Origin of the sequence: Halorientalis salina, from assembly GCF_005049285.1 — an archaeon.
Classification (GTDB): domain Archaea; phylum Halobacteriota; class Halobacteria; order Halobacteriales; family Haloarculaceae; genus Halorientalis; species Halorientalis salina.
In genome coordinates, this window is record NZ_SOSC01000001.1 from 283,459 (window position 1) to 303,904 (window position 20,446).

The 20,446-nt window shown below is 66.0% G+C and carries 25 protein-coding genes; 10 read left to right on the forward strand and 15 right to left on the reverse strand.

Annotation, left to right across the window (positions count from 1 at the left end; all coding sequences use genetic code 11):
- The first annotated feature begins 29 nt into the window (after positions 1 to 29).
- Together E2481_RS01525 and E2481_RS01530 are read left to right on the forward strand one after the other, a co-directional pair.
- Complete coding sequence (locus E2481_RS01525; RefSeq protein WP_136715358.1) at positions 30 to 638, forward strand: class I SAM-dependent methyltransferase; 609 nt, start codon at positions 30 to 32, stop codon at positions 636 to 638.
- Between the two features lie 48 nt (positions 639 to 686).
- Positions 687 to 1,145, forward strand: a complete 459-nt coding sequence (locus E2481_RS01530) for a DUF3054 domain-containing protein (RefSeq protein WP_136715359.1) — start codon at positions 687 to 689, stop codon at positions 1,143 to 1,145.
- Here E2481_RS01530 and E2481_RS01535 read toward each other — a convergent pair.
- Positions 1,111 to 2,346 carry an MFS transporter gene (locus E2481_RS01535; protein WP_136715909.1) on the reverse strand — a complete coding sequence of 412 codons (1,236 nt, stop codon included), beginning with the start codon at positions 2,344 to 2,346 and terminating at the stop codon, positions 1,111 to 1,113. The two genes, E2481_RS01530 and E2481_RS01535, sit on opposite strands and share 35 nt — an antisense overlap.
- A gap of 199 nt (positions 2,347 to 2,545) precedes the next feature.
- Positions 2,546 to 2,710 carry a DUF7331 family protein gene (locus tag E2481_RS18520; protein ID WP_169302351.1) on the reverse strand — a complete coding sequence of 55 codons (165 nt, stop codon included), beginning with the start codon at positions 2,708 to 2,710 and terminating at the stop codon, positions 2,546 to 2,548.
- 369 nt (positions 2,711 to 3,079) lie between these two features.
- Here E2481_RS18520 and E2481_RS01540 point away from each other — a divergent pair, with 369 nt between their 5' ends.
- Together E2481_RS01540 and E2481_RS01545 are read left to right on the forward strand one after the other, a co-directional pair.
- The gene (locus tag E2481_RS01540) at positions 3,080 to 3,298 is read left to right on the forward strand and encodes a hypothetical protein (protein WP_136715360.1); all 219 of its coding nucleotides are present in this window, start codon (positions 3,080 to 3,082) and stop codon (positions 3,296 to 3,298) included.
- Between the two features lie 111 nt (positions 3,299 to 3,409).
- On the forward strand, positions 3,410 to 4,423 hold the full coding sequence (locus E2481_RS01545) for an ornithine cyclodeaminase family protein (RefSeq protein WP_136715361.1): 1,014 nt from the start codon (positions 3,410 to 3,412) through the stop codon (positions 4,421 to 4,423).
- A gap of 2 nt (positions 4,424 to 4,425) precedes the next feature.
- On the opposite strand, the gene E2481_RS01550 is transcribed toward E2481_RS01545, so the two are convergent.
- The 4 genes from E2481_RS01550 to E2481_RS01565 form a co-directional block, all read right to left on the reverse strand.
- Complete coding sequence (locus E2481_RS01550) at positions 4,426 to 5,472, reverse strand: presenilin family intramembrane aspartyl protease PSH (protein WP_136715362.1); 1,047 nt, start codon at positions 5,470 to 5,472, stop codon at positions 4,426 to 4,428.
- 67 nt (positions 5,473 to 5,539) lie between these two features.
- Positions 5,540 to 5,767: an H/ACA ribonucleoprotein complex subunit GAR1 gene (locus tag E2481_RS01555; protein ID WP_136715363.1), complete on the reverse strand. Its 228-nt coding sequence runs from the start codon at positions 5,765 to 5,767 to the stop codon at positions 5,540 to 5,542.
- Positions 5,764 to 6,042, reverse strand: coding sequence for a signal recognition particle subunit SRP19 (gene srp19, locus E2481_RS01560; protein WP_136715364.1), 279 nt, complete (start codon positions 6,040 to 6,042; stop codon positions 5,764 to 5,766). Before srp19 ends, E2481_RS01555 begins: the two co-directional genes overlap by 4 nt.
- A gap of 133 nt (positions 6,043 to 6,175) precedes the next feature.
- Entirely contained in the window at positions 6,176 to 7,270 is a 1,095-nt protein-coding gene (locus E2481_RS01565; RefSeq protein ID WP_136715365.1) for a PGF-CTERM-anchored ABC transporter substrate-binding protein, read from the reverse strand.
- Between the two features lie 61 nt (positions 7,271 to 7,331).
- On the opposite strand from E2481_RS01565, the gene btuC reads away from it, so the two are divergent.
- From btuC to E2481_RS01580, 3 genes are all read left to right on the forward strand, one after another.
- Positions 7,332 to 8,432 (forward strand): vitamin B12 ABC transporter permease BtuC, encoded by a 1,101-nt coding sequence (btuC, locus tag E2481_RS01570; protein ID WP_136715366.1) that lies wholly within the window; start codon positions 7,332 to 7,334, stop codon positions 8,430 to 8,432.
- Positions 8,429 to 9,667, forward strand: coding sequence for an ATP-binding cassette domain-containing protein (locus E2481_RS01575; protein WP_136715367.1), 1,239 nt, complete (start codon positions 8,429 to 8,431; stop codon positions 9,665 to 9,667). The genes btuC and E2481_RS01575 overlap by 4 nt, the downstream gene beginning before the upstream one ends.
- A gap of 108 nt (positions 9,668 to 9,775) precedes the next feature.
- Entirely contained in the window at positions 9,776 to 10,795 is a 1,020-nt protein-coding gene (locus tag E2481_RS01580) for an LEA type 2 family protein (protein ID WP_136715368.1), read from the forward strand.
- Between the two features lie 10 nt (positions 10,796 to 10,805).
- On the opposite strand, the gene E2481_RS01585 is transcribed toward E2481_RS01580, so the two are convergent.
- The 3 genes from E2481_RS01585 to E2481_RS01595 all read right to left on the reverse strand — a co-directional run bounded on the left by E2481_RS01585 (position 10,806) and on the right by E2481_RS01595 (position 13,508).
- Entirely contained in the window at positions 10,806 to 11,684 is an 879-nt protein-coding gene (locus tag E2481_RS01585) for a class 1 fructose-bisphosphatase (protein ID WP_136715369.1), read from the reverse strand.
- On the reverse strand, positions 11,681 to 12,496 hold the full coding sequence (locus tag E2481_RS01590) for a class I fructose-bisphosphate aldolase (RefSeq protein WP_136715370.1): 816 nt from the start codon (positions 12,494 to 12,496) through the stop codon (positions 11,681 to 11,683). Before E2481_RS01590 ends, E2481_RS01585 begins: the two co-directional genes overlap by 4 nt.
- Positions 12,497 to 12,671: 175 nt before the next feature.
- On the reverse strand, positions 12,672 to 13,508 hold the full coding sequence (locus tag E2481_RS01595; protein ID WP_136715371.1) for a bacteriorhodopsin: 837 nt from the start codon (positions 13,506 to 13,508) through the stop codon (positions 12,672 to 12,674).
- A 182-nt stretch (positions 13,509 to 13,690) separates the two neighbouring features.
- On the opposite strand from E2481_RS01595, the gene E2481_RS01600 reads away from it, so the two are divergent.
- The gene (locus E2481_RS01600) at positions 13,691 to 14,554 is read left to right on the forward strand and encodes a 3-hydroxyacyl-CoA dehydrogenase family protein (RefSeq protein WP_136715372.1); all 864 of its coding nucleotides are present in this window, start codon (positions 13,691 to 13,693) and stop codon (positions 14,552 to 14,554) included.
- 25 nt (positions 14,555 to 14,579) lie between these two features.
- Here the strand turns inward: E2481_RS01600 and E2481_RS01605 are convergent, their stop codons facing one another.
- From E2481_RS01605 to E2481_RS01625, 5 genes are all read right to left on the reverse strand, one after another.
- Complete coding sequence (locus tag E2481_RS01605; RefSeq protein ID WP_136715373.1) at positions 14,580 to 15,029, reverse strand: Hsp20/alpha crystallin family protein; 450 nt, start codon at positions 15,027 to 15,029, stop codon at positions 14,580 to 14,582.
- Positions 15,030 to 15,092: 63 nt separating this feature from the next.
- A complete protein-coding gene (locus E2481_RS01610) occupies positions 15,093 to 15,578 on the reverse strand; it encodes a keratin (RefSeq protein ID WP_136715374.1) in 486 nt (161 codons plus the stop codon).
- A gap of 70 nt (positions 15,579 to 15,648) precedes the next feature.
- Complete coding sequence (locus E2481_RS01615) at positions 15,649 to 16,455, reverse strand: ABC transporter ATP-binding protein (RefSeq protein ID WP_136715375.1); 807 nt, start codon at positions 16,453 to 16,455, stop codon at positions 15,649 to 15,651.
- Positions 16,452 to 17,150 carry an ABC transporter permease gene (locus E2481_RS01620; RefSeq protein WP_136715376.1) on the reverse strand — a complete coding sequence of 233 codons (699 nt, stop codon included), beginning with the start codon at positions 17,148 to 17,150 and terminating at the stop codon, positions 16,452 to 16,454. The genes E2481_RS01615 and E2481_RS01620 overlap by 4 nt, the downstream gene beginning before the upstream one ends.
- A 6-nt stretch (positions 17,151 to 17,156) precedes the next feature.
- Positions 17,157 to 18,143 (reverse strand): substrate-binding domain-containing protein, encoded by a 987-nt coding sequence (locus tag E2481_RS01625; protein WP_136715377.1) that lies wholly within the window; start codon positions 18,141 to 18,143, stop codon positions 17,157 to 17,159.
- A 214-nt stretch (positions 18,144 to 18,357) separates the two neighbouring features.
- On the opposite strand from E2481_RS01625, the gene E2481_RS01630 reads away from it, so the two are divergent.
- Together E2481_RS01630 and E2481_RS01635 are read left to right on the forward strand one after the other, a co-directional pair.
- Positions 18,358 to 19,500 (forward strand): acyl-CoA dehydrogenase, encoded by a 1,143-nt coding sequence (locus E2481_RS01630; RefSeq protein WP_136715378.1) that lies wholly within the window; start codon positions 18,358 to 18,360, stop codon positions 19,498 to 19,500.
- Between the two features lie 63 nt (positions 19,501 to 19,563).
- Positions 19,564 to 20,100, forward strand: coding sequence for a hypothetical protein (locus E2481_RS01635; protein WP_136715379.1), 537 nt, complete (start codon positions 19,564 to 19,566; stop codon positions 20,098 to 20,100).
- Between the two features lie 26 nt (positions 20,101 to 20,126).
- On the opposite strand, the gene E2481_RS01640 is transcribed toward E2481_RS01635, so the two are convergent.
- The gene (locus E2481_RS01640) at positions 20,127 to 20,411 is read right to left on the reverse strand and encodes a PadR family transcriptional regulator (RefSeq protein WP_136715380.1); all 285 of its coding nucleotides are present in this window, start codon (positions 20,409 to 20,411) and stop codon (positions 20,127 to 20,129) included.
- Positions 20,412 to 20,446 lie beyond the last annotated feature (35 nt).

A 20,446-nucleotide genomic window follows, 5' to 3' on the forward strand; every position in this document is an offset into this window, starting at 1 on the left:
CTCAAGGCCGTGGCCCGCTGTGCTCGGGTATGGCCAAGCCCGACCACGCCACCGACGGGACACGGACCGGCGATGTGTCCGTCTTCGACCGATTCTCGCCGCTGTACGACCGATTCAAGCCGGCCACGGACCGATCGAAACTCGACGCCGGCCTCGACCGTGCCGACCGGGAGATCGAGCGCGTCCTCGACGTTGGCGGCGGGTCCGGCCAGGGCGTACGCGCACTCGATGTGTCCGAGGGGATCGTCGCCGACGCCGCACCCGGAATGCTCCGACGGGCGCGGCGACGCGGCCTCGACGCCGTCGGTGCCGACGCCGGTACTCTCCCCCTCACCGACGAGAGCGTCGACGCCGTGCTGATCCTCGACGCGCTCCACCACATGCGAGGGCCAGAGGCGGTCGTCGGGGAGGCCGCTCGGGTCCTTCGGCCCGGCGGCGTCCTCGTGATATTGGAGTTCGACCCGACGACGGTACTGGGACGAGCGCTCGTCGCTGGCGAGCATCTGGTCGGCATGGACTCGGCATTCTTCGCCCCCGGTGACCTCGAAGCGATGGTTCGGGCCGCGGGCTTGGACGCGTCGGTCCCCCGAACGGGATTCGAGTACACGGTCGTCGGGCGCAAGCGACGCGGGGAGTGACACGTCGAAGGCGGGACACACAAGTTCCGGCAGTCCGAACCGGCGGGTATGAACACGGTGACCGAGTGGCTCGGAGACCGCGTCGACGTGTCCCGGACGACGATGGGACTGTTCGCGGGTGACCTCGCGTTGATAACGCTGTTCGTCGTCGTCGGCGAGATCAGCCACGGCGTCGACCCGATCGCCTTGGCCGGGTACGTGGTGACGAACACGCTGGCACCGTTCGTCGTCGGCTGGCTGCTCGTTTCGATCCCGGTCGGGATGTACGGTGTGGCGACGCGTGAATCCGCGTCCAGGGTCGCACTCAGGACCGCCGGCGCGTGGTTCGGTGCCGACGTGATCGCCCAGGCCATTCGGTCGACCTCCTATATTCAGGGTGGTGCGTCTCTCCAGGCGATTCTCGTCTTCGGGTTCATCTCGTTTGCAGTCGGTGGAACGCTGCTCGTGGCCTGGCGGGCGGGCACGACGCTGGTCAGGTCCCGACGGCGGTCGACGGCGCTCGCGTGACCAGGTAGGCACCCAGCCCGGACGCACACGCTGCCAGCGCCGCGAGGACGACGAACAACTGTTCTGCCGAGAAATACGTCAGCATCGTCCCGGCGACGACGGCACCGAGCGCACCGACGCCGAACACGCCCAGATACGTGAAGCCGTAGGACAGTCCGCGGGCTTCAGACGGCGTGTACTCCGCGACGCTGGCCTGGTAGAACGGCTGGACGAAAAACAGGAAGAAGCCGAGCAGCGCGGCCGCCGGCAGCAACGCGACGAGGCCGATGGCCGCCGCCGGAAGGAAGAGGAGCGCGACGACGACGAGCGCGCCGAAGCCGGCGAAGATGCCGATCTCGGGCCGGCCGCGGTCAGTGAGTTTGCCCCCGGCGTACTGTCCGAGGACGCCGACCATCAACAGCCCGACGTAGAGGTAATCGCCCGGTTCGAACGTCTCCCCGCCGAATTCGACGGGCGTCAACGCCGGCACGTCGCGAAGTAGCTCGGGGAGGAAGGTGAGGGCACCCCGGTAGTAGAGCCCGGAGAAGAACGTGACGAGGAACACGACGACGAACGCGCTGGCGAACAGCGTCTTCGCGGTTGCGAGGAATTCACCGAGCGAATCGACCCCGGAGTCGGTGCGGTCGTCGCCGCCGTCGGCAGCGGCGACCGCCGCTCGCTCGTCGATGTCGACACGGATCGCGTACGTGGCCGCAACGACTGCCGGGATCGTCAGGACTCCGGCGACGAGTCGCCAGTCGAAGGCGATGAGCAGCAGGATCGTCAAAAGTGGGCCGACGGCGATGCCGACGTTCCCGGCCATGCCGTGGTAGGCGAACCCACTGCCGCGTTCCTCGACGCCCCGGCTGATGAGGGAGAGCCCGGACGGGTGATAGACGCTGGCGGCGACGCCCCAGATCGCCAGCGCGAGTCCGAGGAACGCCGGTGACGGGGCGACGGCGAGGACGAGGAACGACGTGCCCATCCCGACGAGACAGCCGGTGATGAGCAGCCGGGCGTCGAGTCGGTCGACGAGGACGCCACTGGGGAGCGCGCCGAGTCCGAACAACCCGTAGCCGATGGCGACGAGGGCACCGAGCGTCGCTTCGTTGACGGGGAACTGGAGGATACCGAGGTCGATGACCGAAAACTCCGAGAGCCAGATGGGCACCAGTATGGGAATCGACAGCTCGTAGGTGTGGACCATCGCGTGTGCAACCATGACGAGTCCAACGATGGACCGGTCGTTGCTGTTCACGCCCGAGTGTTCACTGCTGGAATGCTTGAACGCGTCGATTGGGAGAAAAGCCGCCGGACCGACCCAAACCTGACAGGAACCACGGGAGACAGTCGATCGGCGGAACTGTCGCCCGGGAACCGTCACTGCTCGGCTCGCTAATCACCGCCCACGACGGTCCCACTCAGCACTGCTCTGTAATCGAGACAGCGACGCTGGACTGAATCCACGCCTGGTGGTTCTCCCGGTCGTAGATGACGAACTCCTCCTCGCCGATGTTGAGCTCTGCGTATCGCCGCCCCGTGCTATCGCCTGCGGGCTCGTCCTGGTCCGTATTGTGGATGCTCATGGGTGAACTCAGCGGGCTGCGTGCCGCCACACGTTATCTCCATGTGAACTTCACTCATGATAACGGATAAGTACTACCCCCCGATTATCACGGCCGAAAACCGACATATCCCGCATATTATTACTCTTCCTCTAGTTTCGATTCGTGATATTTGGCCCTCCAGTATCGGAATCGGATTCATCTGATCCGTAATCCGCCGTTCGCAGTACCGTACCGGTGCTGTCATCCGATTTCCGGCTTATAAGTTATGAGTAACCACTGAATTGGGTAGTAGAAAACCTCAGAGTAAATACTCGGTGCCTACAAGGAATATTATACAGCGCCTATGGGAAACACTTATACCCCTACCTATCCTCTATTTATTCACTTATGACGGGCTATTACGACCTTGTTCTCGGCCTCATCCCGCTCGCACTCGCTGGAATCACTGGCGCGCTCAGCGTAGCGGGCTTCGGCCTGACGACGGCAGTGCCGCTCGCCTCTGTCGTCGCGCTCGGCCTCGTCGGCCACGCGATGTTCGTCAGGGCTCCGGTCGATTCGCCGGCCGAATCGCCGAGCAGACAGGACTCGTCGTTCTCCGCTGACTAACTCCCGGCAAACTGACTCGATTCGCGTTCTTCGTTTCGATTTCTCGCAGCTCTCGCGATTCCCGTGCGAGACTCCCGCACTTCTAAGATACCCACCCACGAACAGGGGGACATGAGTGACGACGGAACAGTCGAGGCGCTGTTCTTCCAGAGCGACGAACTCGCGGACCTCGCGACGCCCCCGGAGTACGTCGAGGCCGTCCGTGACGGCTATCGACAACGCGGTGAGGGTGCGCCCGCCGAACCGCGTACGAAACTACTGAACGGCGACCCACCTGGATTTTTCACGGGATACCTCGCCGTCCTGCCCGACACGGGTGCGATGGGCACGTACACCTACGGCGCTGGCTTCGGCGCTCAGGATGCACACTTCATGCTCTCGCTGTTCGACGCCGAGAGCGGCGAACCCCTGGCCCTGATGGACGGTGCGAGTATGAACCCGTTCAAGACGGGCGCTGCCGGTGCGGTCGGCGTCGACGCACTGGCACGACGCGACGCCTCGTCGCTCGCGCTGATCGGCAGCGGCGCGCAGGCCCGCGGCCAGCTCCGAGCGGCCGTCACCGTCCGTGATCTCGATCGGGTGGACGTGTACTCGCCGACGAAGGACAACCGCGAATCGTTCGCCGCCGAGATGAACGAACGACTCGACCCGACGGTCGCGGCCGTCGCGTCCAGTGCCGCTGCGATCGAAGGGGCAGACATCGTCATCACCGCGACCAAAGCGACGGAACCGGTGTTCGACGGCGACCTCCTGGAAGACGGGACCCACGTCACCGCGATGGGACAGTACGACCGCGACAAGCGCGAGGTCGACGCGACGACCGTCTCGCGTGCGAAATACGTCCCTGACCTCCGGGCGCGGACCGAGACGGACGCCGGCGCGTTCATCCAGGCTGTCGAGGACGGTGCCATCGGCGAGGATCACGTCCACGCCGAACTCGGCGAGGTCGTCGCCGGCGAAGCACCGGGCCGCGAGAGCCAGGACGACGTCACGCTGTTCGACAGCGGCGGCACCGCCATCGAGACGGTCGCGTCGGCGCACATGCTCTACGAGAAGGCAGTCGAGAAGGACCTGGGTGAGCCGCTCTCCTTCGCGCGGGCCAGCGAGGCGCTGACCGGGCGGTAATCCTAGAGGTACGTCGCCAGCCCGATGGCTTCGAGTAGTGGGATACCGCTGGCGAGCGCACCGATGAGGTAGCCGGTGATCGCCCCGCCGTTGAGCAGGGGCAGTCCGGCGTGGGCGCGTCCTTTCAGCACCATCCGCAACAGGACGGCGAGTCCGACGAGCGTCCCGATCATGGCCATCAGTGCCGGCAGTGTCAGCGCAAGCCCGGGAACGCCCAGCGAGGGGACGCTCTCGGGCGAGAAGAAGGCAGCGCTGGCGACCAGAACGGTCGGAATGACGGCGTCACCGAGCCCGATGAACAGCGCGTCACGGTCCATCGGGTCGGCCTCGATGTCGTCGGCGGCGGATTCTTCGTCGGACTCGTCGTGCTCGTCGGTCTCTGCGAGGTCTTCCCCGCCGTTGGCGGCGGCCCCGTCGCCGTCGTCGGTCGGGTCGGGCGTGTCCGACGACAGGAACGAGTACGACAGCGTGAGCGGGACCACGAGGACGACCGGGACTTTGAGATCCATCACGCCGGAGGCGAGCGTGAGCATGTGTTCGGTCCCGTAGACGCTGATCGCGTCGTAGACGGCGAGGACGGTGAGGAGGATGAGTGCGGGCAGGAGCCCGAAGCTGATGCCGAACAGGCCGGCCGCGCCCGCACCCATGACGATCCCCGAGGCGTCGATGACGTACCACTCGGGGTAGGCGTAGAGGGCGATGCCGAGCGCGAGCGCAGCGGCGACTGCCAGCACGTTGACCCCCTGATAGGTCGCCACCGGCGGAACGACGACGCTGAAGACGTACCACGAGAGGTAGACGCTGGCGAAGACGATGAGCGCCCGGATGAGCAACTCGACGTCGTACCGGAAGACCAGCAGCATGAAGACCGTCATGACCAGGATGGCCGCGACGTAGACGAGGCTGTTCGTCGGGTCCTGGGGGTCCTCGACGGCCTGATAGCCGGCCTGCTGGAACGGTTCGACCAGCGCCAGCGAGCCCAGTTGGACGAGCAGGAAGATGACCCCGATAAAGCCCGAGGCCAGCAGTGCTCGCGTGCGTTGTTGCATGGCTCCACGTCCTCGGGGCAGTGGTTTCAGGATTGCGAACCGAACGCCACCCAGTTGCGCTGACAGGTCACCGCGCGTACAGCGGTTGCCCGAGCAGCGTCGGCAGGCGCACGCCCTCGTCGGGCGAGACCGCGACGTACGGCCTGTCGACGGGGCCGAACACGTCGACGACCCTGCCGATCTCCGTCAGGTTCTCGTCGACCACGTCCATCCCGAAATCGGGGTGGTCGTCGTCGGGGCAGCGCACCACCGCGAGGTTCTGGGCGGTCCGAACGACCTCACCGATGCGTTTCATGACCGAATGACGTCGAGGTAGGCCGCGACCGCGCCGAGCAGGTCGCTTTTGGTCGCGTCCTCGGCGTTCTTGACGAGGACGCGGCCGCGGGGCTCCCACTCGCGGGAGTACTGTTTGTCCCGTTCGATCTTCGAGTCGTAGCCGACCTGCTGGACGGCCTGGGCGATCTCGTCGACTGTCGGGTCCGATACGGCGAGGTCCTCGCTGACCCGCCGCCCCTCCGCGCGGGTCAGGTCCGCGTCCAGAAACGCGGGCCAGATGACGTTTTCCACCATGTGTACTCCAAAACTCCCCGTCGCTTAAGGGGTTTTCTGGTCTGACCGTGACTCATACTACCGGCTATACTCACATGGAGAGTTTCGACACCTCGGGGTGTCGAAATCTGCCACGAAGTTATAGCCGGCAGTATCAGTCCCTGCACGCGAGCAGCGCGGTCGCCAGCAGCGACGCCGCGGCGACGGCGAATCCGAACCCAGGACCGCTCGAACTGCTCCCCGTCGTCGTCGATTCGTTCGGCGTCGTCACGTTCGCCATCGTAACCGACTCGTTGGCCTGGGCTAACTCCTCGGAGTTCCACTGTTTCGCCAGTTGCGTGAGTGGACCCGCGACACGCGGCCCGGGCTGGCTGATGAAGTCCTCGTTCAGTTCGACGGTCTGACCCTGCCGTATCGCCGTCGTCTCGTTGTACGCCGCGGTGTTCGGGGCCGAGGCGTGACCCGGGTAGAGGATCCAGTCGGGGTCCTGCTCGACGGCGACTTCGGGATTCAGTTCCGCGTATGACTCGATCCCGACCTCGGCAGCGACGTTGTCACCGCCTGCCGTCTCGATGACGTCGTGGATGTGCGTCTCGCTCCCTGCCGTATAGCCGAAGAAGTAGTACAGAACGCTGGGTCGCTCGTCCGCGAGTTCGGCGGCGCGTTCGACGGTCCGAACGTCGAGTCGGAACTCGTTTGCCTGCTCGGTCGCGGTCTCGCACTCGCCGACGAGACTGCCCACGGTCTCGACGTTTCGCGCGATCTCGTCGAGCGAGGTGACCAGTCCGAAGTGATAGACGGTCAACCCAGCACGTCGGAGCTCCCGAACCGTCTCGGGATCCGTCGTGTTCGAGGCGATCACGAGGTCGGGCTGTTGGCCGATGACCTGCTCGATATTGACGGTCCCGTCGTCGTTTTTGATGTTCGTCTTCCCGCTTCGCCCGTCGAGGTACGAGGTGTACTGAGTCCGGGCCATTCCGACGACGCGATCCTGTGCGCCGACTTCCCAGGCGAGCTGTGCGTCACTGGGCTGCAGGACGACGATGCGTTCGGGTTCGGAATCGATGCGCACCGTCTCGCCGGTCGCGTCAGTCCGTTCGACCGGGAACGAACACTCCGACTGGGCGGCGTCCATCGATCCCGCCCCATCCGTTGCCGACGGAGCCGCTGCCGTTGCCGTTCCCACTCCGCCCACACAGAGACTCGCGAGTAACAGACAGACCGTAAACAGCGTCGCGTGTGTTGTCATCGCTCAGTTGCTCGGCCCGTATCCAATAAATATTTGCATACTGCAACCAGGGTTGTAAGCCATGCACAGGCGAGCCAGGACGGCCGGGCTATCGAGCGGCCTCCTCGTGCTGTTGATCGCCGTCACGCTCGCCAGCGCGACGATAGGGCCAGTCGACGTCGCCCCGCTCGTCGTCGCGAAAGCCGCGCTCAACGCCGTCGGCGTCCCGGCCGGCCTGGCCGTCTCCAGCGAGTCGACGCGGCTACTGTGGCTCTCCGCCCCGGTTCCGGTCCTCGATCTCACCTACGCCTATCCGTTCTCGTTTTCGGTGCCCCAGTCGAGCGAGATCATCGTCCGACAGGTCAGACTCCCGCGCATCGCGCTGGCGGCCGTCGTCGGCTTCGCGCTGGCGGGGGCCGGCGTCGTGATGCAGGGCTTCTTCCGCAATCCGATGGCTGACCCCTCCATCATCGGCGTCTCCTCGGGCGCGGCCGTCGGTGCCGTCGCCACCATCGCCTTCCCGCTCTTGCTCCCCTTCGGGCTGCAGACCGCCGCGTTCGCCGGCGCGCTCGCGGCCGCGTTCGGTGTCTACCTCATCGCGAGCGAGGGGGGCCGGACCCCAGTCGCGACCCTGCTGCTCGCGGGGGTCGCGGTCCAGACGCTCCTGGGGGCAATGGTTTCGTACATGCTGTTGCACGCCGGGGAAAGCCTCCGGCAAGCCGTCTACTGGCTGATGGGACACCTCCACGCTTCGACGTGGGCCGAAGTCGAACTCACGCTGCCGCTGGCTGTGCTCGCGTTCGCCGTCCTGCTGGCGTACGCGCGCGACCTCAACGTCCTCCTTTTGGGCGAAGTCGACGCCCGGACCCTCGGCATCGAAGTCGAGCGGACCAAGCGACTCCTCCTGGCGCTGTCGAGCGTCATGACCGCTGCCGCCGTCGCCGTGGCGGGCGTCATCGGGTTCGTCGGCCTCATCGTGCCCCACGTGATGCGCCTGCTGGTCGGTCCCGACCACCGCGTCCTGCTGCCGACGAGCGCGCTCGCGGGTGCCTCGTTCCTGGTCGCGACCGACACCCTCGCCCGCTCGGGGCCGGCCGAGGTACCGGTCGGCATCGTCACGGCCGCGCTGGGCGCGCCCTTCTTCCTCTATCTCCTCCGGACCCGGGAGGTGCACGCGCTGTGATCTCGCTCGACGACGTAAGCGTGACGCGTGGCGACCAGTCCGTTCTGGAATCCGTCTCCGCGTCGGTTTCGGAGGGGGAGTTCGTCGGGTTGGTCGGCCCGAACGGCGCGGGGAAGACGACGCTCCTCCAGACGATAAACGGCGTGTTAGCTCCGGACTCCGGCACTGTCACTGTCGGCGGGCTGGACGTTCGTGACGCGTCGGCGCGAGAACTCAGCCGACGGGTCGCAACGGTCCCCCAGGAGGCCACCGTCGGCTTCGAGTTCGACGTGCGGGACATCGTCGAGATGGGCCGAACCCCGTACGCGTCCCGGCTGAGTCGGGGGGACTACCGCGAGGACCGTCGGCAGGTCGAGGCGGCGCTCGAACGCACCGAGACCGCGGCCTTCGCCGACCGCTCGATCCGAGCGATCAGCGGCGGGGAACGACAGCGGGTACTACTGGCTCGCGCGCTCGCTCAGGACACGCCCGCGCTCGTGCTCGACGAGCCGACTGCCAGTCTGGACATCAACCACCAGGTCCGGACCCTCTCGCTGGTCGCCGACCTGGTCGCCGAAGGGAAAACGGCCATCGCCGCCATCCACGACCTCGATCTGGCCGCCCGGTTCTGCGACCGGCTCTTTCTGCTCGCGAACGGGTCGGTCGCGGCCAGCGGCGACCCCGCGACCGTCCTCGACAGTCGCTATCTGGACGACGCGTTCGACACCGCGACGGCCGTCGCCACCGACCCCGTGACGGGAACGCCGTCGGTCACCGCGATGACGGACCCACCCGACCGGGACCCTCGTGTCCACGTGATAGGGAGCGGTCCCGTGGCTGCGACTGTCCTGGCTCGCCTGCACGAAGCCGGACTGAGCGTAACTGTCGGCCCGCTTCCCGACGGGGACGTCGCGCTCGAAACCGCGCGCGGACGGACCATCGAGGCGCTGTCCGTCCCGCCGTTCGGGACGGTCGACGCCGACACCGAGCGGCGACTGATCGACCATATCGAAGCCGCGGCCGCGACGGTTCTGGTCGACCCACCGCTGGACCCGGCGGGGACCGTGGCGGAGGCAGCGGCCGATACCGACCAGCTGATCGCGGTCGAGTCCGATCCCGCAACGGGCCGGGCGTCCGACAGGAGCTCGACGGCGTACGAACGGCTTCGGGACCGGGCAGTCGTGACACCTCCCACTTCCGTGCTGGAAACCGTGGTCTCGACCGCCCCGGAACAGGAACTGTCGGCCGACGACTGAGGAGCGACGGGACAGGACTGACTGTGGTTCCGGGTTACCTCGGGGCTTGGACAGGTAAGGCGCGCTTACGGCCGAAAACGAACCTGAAGCGTCGAAGGTCGATTCCCCGTGGCCGTCGAACGTGAGCCGATGCCCGGCAGTCACTTCAGGGAACTCCTGTCCGGCGACTCCGGAACGCTCCTCGCAGCGGTCGTCGCGGTCCTCGCAGCGAGCGTCGTTCTCGTCGGCGCGGCGACGGCCATCGGCGTGTTCGGGATGCCGCAGGTGGTCGCCATCGACAACCACCTCGTCGGCGCGAACGAGACGACGACGAAGGTCCAGTCCCAGCTAACGGTCACCAATCCGAACCCGTTCCCGATCACGTTGCGTCGGGCCGACGTAGCACACACCGTGTTCTTGAACGGGATTGCCGTCGGTGACGGCCAGCGGTCGGGCGTGTCGCTCGGCCCGGGGAACTCCTCGGTCGATGTCCGAACCGGCCTCGAAAACGACCGTATCGACGAGTGGTGGGTCACACACGTTCGTCGGGGCGAACGGACGAACCTCACCGTCGACGCCACCGTCGAGTCGGGCCGCCTCGACCGGTCGGTGTCGCGCCGCGTGACCGACCGGACCGTTCGAACCGACATCATTTCCACGTTCAACCGGTCAGAGACCATCCCCGTCAACGCCAGCCGAGCCGTCGTCTCGGACCCGGTCCTGTACGTCAACGAAACCACGGCACGCTGGGGGAACGTCACGACGAACCGGACGGTGATCCACACCCGACTGCGCGTCTACAATCCGAAAACGTACGCCGTCCCGATCACGGGCGTCCGGTACGACGTCGGAATGAACGACGTCGCCGTCGCCAACGGATCGACGCGTGACCTCAGTGCCATCCCGCCCCGGTCACATCGCAACGTCACCGCCCGACTCGTCGTCGACAACGGCAGGCTCGACGAGTGGTGGGTCAGCCACGTCAGGCGCAACCAGACCACGACCGTTCGCGTCGACTACGCCGTTAGCCTCGATCTCTCGGCCTACGGCGGGCAAAACCGCACGGTGTCCCCGGAACCCATCGAACGAACCATCCGGACTGACGTGTTCGGGGCGCATGGGGGCGAGACGAAGCTTCAGTTTTCCTGACTGCCCGTCGTCAGTCACTCAGCGCGGTTTCCAGTCGCTCGATGAGGTCGGCGTTGCCGATGTGGACCGGGACGCGCTGGTGGAGTTCGGTCGGCTCGACGTCCAGTAACGACTGGGACCCGTCCGAGGAGCGGCCACCAGCCGACTCGATGATGTATCCGATGGGGTTGCCCTCGAACTGGAGTCGGAGTTTGCCGTTCGTCGCGGATTCGAGCGCGGGATACGCGAAGACCCCGCCGTATTCGAGGACCTGGCTCACGTCCCCGATCATTGCGCCGCCGTAGCGGAGTTTGAGTTCCTGCTCGATGTCGCGAACGTAGGACGCGAAATCGTCGGGCCAGTCCGGGACGCGCCCGCCGAAGCCGTACACGACCGGGTCCGAGGGGAGCGTCACGTCCCCGTCGACCGGCCGGCGTTCGATGCCAGTTCCCGGAGCGTTCTGCGTCTCGCAATCTATGACGTACTCCGTGACGGTGTCGTCCCGTGCCACGACCATGTTCGTGATGGGTCCGTACAGGACGTAGGCGGCGGCCCGGAGCGCCCGGCCTGGCGCCGGGAGGGGTTCGTCGTAGACGGCGACGATGGTCCCCATCACGTTGTTCGATTTGAGGTTCGACGACCCGTCGAGCGGGTCGCAGGCGACGTGGATGTCGCCGTCTTCCTCGGCCTCTTGTATCTCGTCGCGCTCTTCGCTGGCGTAGCTTCCCACGCCGTCGACGGCGAGGATGCGCTCCTCCAAGAGCTGGTCGGCGTGAACGTCCGCCGCCAGCATCTGCTCGCCCGAGGGGTTCTCGTCGGCCTGGTACTCGCGGCGGCCGGTCAGCCCGGCCCGGATCTCCGGGGCCGTCTCGGTCACTTCGTCGAGGACCGCCGTGATGACGTCGCTCATTCGGCTTCCGGCGCAGCGGCCTCGGCGGCGTCGAGCGCCGCTTCGACCGAGGTCTCCTCGAAGATGACCTTCTCGAGGGCGTCGAGGAGGCGTTCGGGGTTCTCACGCTGGAAGACGTTTCGACCGACGGCCAATCCGGCACCGCCGGCGTCGATGACGGACTTGACGTTCGAGAGGAACTCCTCGTCGGACCGCTTGGAGCCGCCGGACATGACGACCTTCGTCTTGCCGGCCATTCGGACGGTCTCCTCCATGGCCGCCTGACTCCCCGGGTATTTGACCTTCGCCACGTCGGCCCCGAGTTCGAGCCCCAGGCGTGCGGAGTAGGCGATCGATTCGGGCGTCTTCGCGTTCCGGAGGCCCTGGCCGCGCGGATACGACCACATGACGGCGGGCATGTCGTACTCGCGCGCTTTCTCCTGGGCGTCGCGGAACTCCTCGACCATCTCGATCTCGTTGTTCGAGCCGCCGTAGACGGTGAAGCCGATGGAGTCGGCACCGACCTCGTGGGCGTAGTCGACCGACCAGTTGACCGCCGAGTCCGGTTCGCCCCGCCAGAGGTTCGACGTGCCGTTTAACTTCGCGAGCAGGTTCACGTCGTCCTCGTAGGAGGGATAGTAGGCCTCGGCGATGCCCTTCTGGACCGCGAGGGAGGTGACGGCGTCGTGGGTCGCCACGTCGAAGACGCGCTCTGGGTTCGCGCTCTCGGGCACGTCCTCGAAGTCGACCGGGCCGTGTTCGAGCCCGTGGTCGTACGCCAGGATCAGCACCTTCCCGTCCCGGGTCAGCGGGCTGTCGTCGATAGGGATCATTACACCAGTTGCTCCCCCACGTTCGCTAATAATCTTGTTGGACCCTCCTGGCCAGATATTTATCGAGATTCGAGTTTCGATTTCTGGGATGGAGCTCGGACGCTTCGAGCCACCGTCGACAGCACCGGCCAACCGTCGCTGACCACTGCCGATTTTCGCCGGCTCGGTCGGGCACTCAATCGTCAGTCGCGGTCGGGTCAGTCCCGGATCGAGCGGTCCGGGCGGCGACCGTCGACTCGTTCGCGGCGACCCATCGCAATAACAGGAACGCGAACACGTATTTCGCGAAGATGTCGAGAACGGAGTACCCCCACGAGGTGAGGCCGACCGACTCGACGAGCGCCAACCCCTCGACACCGACGGCCCAGACGAGGGGATACCCGAGCCACAGGACGACGGTCAACGAACGGAGCGTCCCGAATATCTCGCCGGCTCCGGCGTCGGCCGCGGCCGCTGGCCATTCCGCCAGTAGCGCATAGAGAACGACGAGGAAGAACGCGGAGCTGATCGCGTAGAAGGCCCACCGGAACAGGTACGACGACGTGACCAGCGCGGCCGCCAGTCCAGTCACACACATCGCGATGTCGGCGGCGATGACCGTAAAGAGGCTCCCGACATCGACGTCCGCAAGGAGGCCGAGCGCGAGCAGGATCATCGGCGTCGACAGCGTCCACGTGAGATACCGGCCCCACTGGCTGAGCACTTCCTCGCCCGCGAGCGCGTGACCCGGCGGGAGTTCGACGACGCCGACCGTCAGGCCCGAAAGCAGGCCGAGGTAGCTCGCGAGGGAGATGAGGGGGATCAGCAGCGTCGCCCCCCAGATGAAGCGAGCGCGCGGGGCCGAGACACGGCGGCCCATGTACACGAACAGGAGGATCGAAACCCCGGCCAGCGCGATGTTGGCCCACAGCGAGGAACTCAGCACGACATCGTTCCGTATCTCGGACAGAACGTCAGCCTGGGTCGTTTGGAGGGGCGTGGTGGTCGCGGCTGCAGACCCGATTGATGCCATGCTTGCAGTGGTCTGATTCTCGCTGCAAATAACCCCACAACCATTGAGCGCGGGATGGCTGTCACTAACTATAAGGCTGCTGTGGTCGCTGGAACCGCGACCACGGAGGATCGCTCGGGCACAGGTTCCAGCCGACTCCGGTCGGCACCATACTTACACAGGACCGCGTGGAGAATCCAAGCATGCACGGAGTCGACGACATCGACACGATCGGCGTGGTCGGTGCGGGAACGATGGGCCACGGGATCTCGCAGGTCGCAGCAGTCAACGGCTACGAGGTCGTGATGCGCGACATCGAACAGGAACTGGTCGACGAGGGGATCGCCGGGATCGAGGACAGCCTCTCGCGGTTCGTCGAGAAAGACGAGATGGACCAACAAGCAGCCGATGCGGCCCGCGAGCGCATCACCGGCACGACCGACCTCGATGCCCTGGCCGACTGCGAGTTCGTCGTCGAGGCGGTCGTCGAGAACATGGACGTCAAGCAGGACGTCTTCGCCGACTTAGACGAGGTCACGCCGGCCGAGACCGTGCTGGCGACGAACACCAGCACGCTCTCGATCACGTCCATCGCCAGCGCCACCGACCGACCCGGTCGGGTCGTCGGGTTGCACTTCATGAACCCCGTCCCGCTGATGGAGGGCGTCGAACTCGTCGTCGGCGAGAAGACCGACCCCGAGGTCGTCGACCTGGCCCACGAACTCGCCGACTCGATGGGCAAGACAACCTGGGAGTCCGACGACAAACCCGGCTTCGTCACGAACCGCATCCTGATGCCCTGGCTCGCGGAGGGCATCCGGGCGTTCGACGAGGGCGTCGCCTCGAAGGCGGACATCGACCAGGGGATGACGCTGGGTACCAACGTCCCGATGGGGCCACTCACGCTCGCCGACCACATCGGGCTGGACATCTGCCTCGACGCCATGGAGACGTTACACACCGAACTCGGCGACCGCTACCAGCCGCCGTACCTGCTCAAACGGAAGGTCGAAGCCGGCGACCTGGGGAAAAAGTCCGGCCGCGGGTTCTACGAGTACGAGGAGTGACGGTCACGTCCCGACCGACCGACGACTATTCGACCTGAATCTGGGTCCCATCGGTGTCGTCCCGCGGGAGCGTAACCTCGAGGACGCCGTTGTTGTACGTGGCTGTGGCGGCCCCTTCGTCGACCGCGGCCGGGAGTCGGATCCGCTCGTCGTACTCGCGGCGGTCACCCGATGCCGCGATCGACAGCACGCGACCGTCGCATCGGACCTCGATGTCGGCTTCCACGACGCCGGGAAGGTCCGCGACGGCCCGAATCTCGTCGTCGTCCGCCTGTACGTCGACGTGAGTCTCCGTAGCTGATTCTCGGCGCTGGCCCCCACGTGGTGTCTCCCGCCGGTGCACGTCGAAATCGACGTGTCCGTACGGTCCCATCATCCGGTCGACGTTGTCGGTCATGTCCTCGATGATTCGTTCCATCAGCCGGAACACGTCCTCGAACGAGTCGTCGTCGCGGTCTCCTGGTCGGCGGCTCATGAACGATCTTACGGTCGCCAGCAGGAAATAGCCCTCGCGTTTTCGCCACGCTGACACGAGCCGCTACGTCTCCGAGAGGGCGTCGGTGAGTCGATCGATGTCGGACTGGAGCGATTCGAACTCCTCGGCCACGTCCTCCCGGTCGCCGAACTGTCGTTCGGCCCGCGTCCGGACCTCCTCGGCGTCGTCGCGCAGGGCATCGAGTTCCTCGGCCAGCGTGTCCCGTCGATCGAGCAGTTCCGCGACCTGCTCGGCGAGTTCGTCCAGATCGGCGTCGCCGACGAGGTCGTAGTCGTCGTACAGTCCCTCGCCGATCGCGCCGTGTCCCACACCGGTGACGTCGTAGCACTCGCCCTCGCGCTCGTCGACCTCGGTGATCAACCCGAGCGTGTCGAGTTGTCGGATCCGGTTTTCGACGGGGTCCCGGTCGATGTCCGTGGCCGTCACGACGGTCTCGACCGTCGCACCGTCGCGGTCGTCGAGTGCCTGGAGGACGACGATCGCCTCCCAGTCGAGTACGTCCTGCAGTTCGGATAGCGTCGGAGACATTCGTACCGACGCCGAGGACTGCCGGGCGGGTAAGGGTTTCCGACTCGGTACCTCCGGCGAATCCCGACCGTCACGGGGACTGTGCGGCCATCGGCCGTCCCGAATCGGACTCGTACAGCAGTTCGCCGGCGACGAACGCCGCGGTCCGCCAGTCCTCCGGGTCCTCGAACACCTGCTCCGGCGGGCCGGATTCGACCACAGTCCCGTCGTAGAGGAAGGCCACGCGGTCGGAGAGACGCCGTGCCTGGTGCATGTCGTGGGTCGCGACGACGACGCCGACGCCCCGGTCGCGCGCTCGGTCGACCGCGTTCTCCAGAACGGCCGTGTTCCGCGGGTCGAGGTTCGACGTGGGTTCGTCGAGCAACACGACGGTCGGGTCGACCGCCAGCGCCCGTGCGAACGCGACCCGCTGGGCCTCGCCGCCGGAGAGCGCCAGCGCGTTCTGCTCGGCCTTCTCGGTGAGTCCCACCGTTTCGAGCGAGTCGTGGACGGACTCGGGTACTGACGAGTTGCCGAGGAGGGTGCGGAGTCGCTCCCCGATCCGGTCGCGCCACGAGCGACGGATCCGGAGCCCGTATCCCACGTTCTCGGCCACCCGCGCGTTGAACAGGCTCGGTTCCTGAAACACCATGCTCAGTCGCCGGCGGACGGCCAGTCGGTCCTCGTCGGGGAGCGCCCAGACGTCGTCGCCGGTCCACTCGACGGTCCCATCGTCCGGACGCTGGAACATGGCGAGCGCGCGCAGAAGCGTGGTTTTGCCGGTTCCGGAGGGGCCGACGACCGTGAGGACCTCACCCGGGTCGACGCCGAGCGTTACGTCTTCTAAAACTGACTGTCCGTCGAACGCGACCGACACGCCGCTCGCGCGCAGCGTCACGACGCACCCCGTCCCCGGCCTTTGCTCCGGAGCCACGATCCGAGACCGTTGATTCCGAGGACCAGCACCAGGAGGATCGCCCCCAGGACGAGCCCGATCTCGTAGCGGCCCTGGCGCGCTTCGACGGTTATCGCGGTCGTGAGCGTCCGGGTGTAGGACTGCCCGTCGCTGTAGACGATGTTCCCGCCGACGATGAGGATCGATCCGACCTCGCTGATGGCGCGGCCGAAGCCCGCCAGCACCGCGGTCACGATGCCGTACCGGGCCTCCTTGATGACGACGAGCCCCACGTCCGCCTTCGTCCCGCCCATGGCGTACGCGGCGTCGCGGACCGGCTGGCCGACGCCCTCGACCGCGGAGAGACTGATGCTCATGATGACCGGCGTCGCGAGCACGAACTGCGATGCGATCATGGCGGTCGGCGTGAACGCCAGGTCGAGCGACCCGAGCGGGCCGCTGTTCGAGATCGCCATCAGTACGACCAGCCCGACCACCACGCTCGGGAAGCCCATCCCGGTGTTGACGACGGCCGTCACCACCCGTTTGCCCGGAAAGTCGGTGAATCCGAGCACGAGCGCGACAGGGAGGCTGACCAGCGTACTCAGGCCGACGGCCGTGACGCTGACGTACAGCGAGACGATCACGACGCTCAAAACGTACGCCCAACCGCCGTCCGGCAGCACCTGCAGGAACATATCTGTTCAGTAGTCCGCCGGCACCTGTTCGTCGACCCAGTAGAGGTACTGCCTGTCGGCCCGTGTGAGACTGTCCGCCTGCTGTGCGGAGTACCCCTGCGGGACGTACTGCCCGAGGTTCGGCTCCTCCGAGATCGCGTTCGGGAAGAACAACTGCGAATTGTTCGCCGTGTAGTCCGCGATCATCGACTGGCCCCGCTGACTGGTCAGGAATCCGATGTACGCCATCGCGCCCTCGTAGTTCACGTCCTCGTACTGGCCGGGATTGACTGCCATCACGCCGTAGGGGTTCTTCAGGATGACCGGACCGTCCTGAAGCGGCCCCTGAACGTGGATCGTGAGGTCGATCTCGTCCTGCATCGAGAGGTACGTCCCGCGGTCGGCGATGGTATATGCGCTGCTCTGACTCGCCTGGACGAGCGTATCACCCATTCCCTTCCCGACGGCGCGGTACCACTGCCCGCTGGGCTCGACGCCGGCCTCGTCCCAGACGATGCGTTCCTTCTTGTTCGTCCCGGAGTCGTCGCCGCGAGAGAGAAACGTCGCTTGCTCCTGGGAGATCGTCCGGAACGCCTCCGTGGCGCTTTCCATTCCGTCGATGCCCGCCGGGTCGGATTCGGGGCCGACGACGACGAAGTCGTTGAACATCACGTCCCGTCGGTTCACGCCGTACCCGTCCTGCATGAACTCGTCCTCGGCGTTGCGTGCGTGCACGAGGATGACGTCCGCGTCACCGTCCCGGGCCGTCCTGAGGCTCGCACCCGTACCCTTCGGAATCGTCTTCATCGTCATCCCGTACGTGTCCTCGAAGGCGGGATTGAGTTCGCCGAGCAGTCCCGTATCGAACGTGCTCGTCGTCGTCGCGAGGACGAGTTCGCCGTCACCGACCGTCCCCGATTGCGACCCTCTGCTCCCCGGAAGCGAGCACCCAGCCAGTCCCGCGACCGCACCGACGCCTGCCGCCCGGAGGAACTGCCGTCGATGTATCGTCATTGGAACAACGGTTGGAACACGGACGGTTAAACCTTCTCCCGCAGAGACGCCCGACGCCGACAGCGCGTCCCCAGGTCCGAGACGACTGTTTCCCTCTCGGTCGAATGGGCCACGGTGACGGTTCGGTGACTGCCCCCGGACGAGTCGGGACGGCGATTGCCTTCGAACGTCCCAATGCGAAAAGTAAAGGAACGACTGACCGACACTAGCTGGTATGGACCTATCGCTCACGCAGGAACAGCGCCAGATCAAGGACATGGTGTCCGACTTCGTCGACGACGAGGTCAAGCCGCGGGCCGCCGAGATCGACAAGAAAGACGAGTTCCCCTGGGACCTCGTCGACGAACTCGCCGAACTCGGCCTGATGGGGATGCCCTTCCCCGAGGAGTACGGCGGCGCGGGACTGGACTACCACGCCTATCCGATGGCGCTCGAAGAGATCTCCCGTGGCTCCGGGGGACTCGGCACCATCGTCGCCGCCCACATCAGCCTCGCGGGCAACATGGTCTACGAGTTCGGGGACCACGAGCAGAAAGAAGAGTACCTGACGCCGCTGGCCGAGGGCGAGGACATCGGGGCCTTCGCGCTTTCCGAGCCCGGTGCGGGCTCTGACGTGCCCGCCATGGAGACCACCGCCGAGAAGGACGGCGACGAGTACGTCGTCAACGGGAACAAGCTCTGGATCTCGAACGGTTCGGTCGCCGACACCGTCACGCTCTTCGCCAAGACCGACCCCGACGCCGGCAACAAGGGCATCTCCTCCTTTATCGTCCGGCCCGAGGAGGACGACGGCTTCATCGTCGAGGGCACCGAGGAGAAACTCGGTGACAAGGGCTGTCCCACCGCGGAACTGCGCTTCGACGAGATGCGGATCCCCGAGGACCGCCTGCTCGACGAGGAGGGCGCTGGCTTCGTCCACGCCCTGAAGACGCTCAACGGCGGTCGCATCACCATCGCTGCCCGATCGGTCGGGATCGCCCAGGCAGCCATCGACGAGGCCGCCAAGTACGCCGGCGACCGCGAGCAGTTCGGCCAGGCCATCGGCGAGTTCCAGGCCATCCAGCACAAACTCGCCGACATGGACACGAAGATCCGCGCGGCCCGTCTGCTCATGCACGACGCCGCCGACAAGAAGATCCGCGGCGAGAACTTCATCAAGGAGGCCGCACAGGCCAAGCTCTACGCCTCCGAGATCTCACGGGAGGTCGCAAACGAGGGCATCCAGATCCACGGCGGCTACGGCTACACCAAGGACTTCCCCGCCGAACGGTTCTACAGGGACGCGAAGCTCAACGAGATCTACGAGGGGACCAGCGAGGTCCTGCGGAACACGATCGGCCAGCAGCTCCTGGAGTGAGCCCGCGACAGACGGCACTGTTATCTGACACGAGTCGGAACCAGTCGGACGGCGAGCGAGCACATGACTGGTCACTCGGACGTCGAGACGCGAGACTGCTGGGACTGTGACGCGACAGTGGGCTCCGACGATGCGTACTGCCCGGAGTGCGGGGCCGACCAGAACCGGGAACCGGACGGCTTCTTGGGGAACGGGCGGAGTTTCTACGCCGTCGTGGCCGGCGAAGCGCTGTTCGTGGCCATGTTTTTGCTCCTCAGCCTGCCGGGATCGGTCGCGGGAGCGGTCGCGTTACTGTCGTTCGTCGTGATTCCGGTGGCGGTCCATTTCGATCTGCGATACGTCCGCCTGCGAACGTCCTGGCGACCGAACGCGGCCGGCTGGCGACTCGTCGTAGCGGTCCCGTTTCTCAACGGGTTCGCCGTACCCGCGTATCTCTGTTGTCGGTGGCTGGGCGGGCGAAAAAGCGCCCTTGTCAGCGGTCGGATACGCCGAGTACTCGTCGTCTCGGTCGTGACGGTCCTCTTTTTCAGTGCCCTTTTCACCGCCGTCTGGATCGTCGAGTGTTTCACGGTCGGGTGCTCCTCGACGGCCCCGACGTGAACGTGCGTCGCGACGACCTTCGTGTTTCAGCCCTCTAACCGGTCTTGCAGCCACTCGTAGTGGTCTCGGAGCCGGCGCTGGCCGGCCTCGGTCAGCGAGTACACGTCGGTCAACCCCTCGGTTCTGGAGTCGAGGAACCCCTTCCGTTCGAGGTCCTCGATCGACCCGTAGAACCGCTTGGGTTCGATACGGGTGTCGTAGTGCCGTTCGAGTCGTGTCTTGAGTTTCTGTGCCGGGAGTTCCCCGTCGTCCGCGCCCGCAATGAGGACGCAGATGTCGCGACGAGTCCCGCTCTGGAGCCACCGGGTCATATCGAACGAGCGGAACGCCGCCGATACGGGTCTTT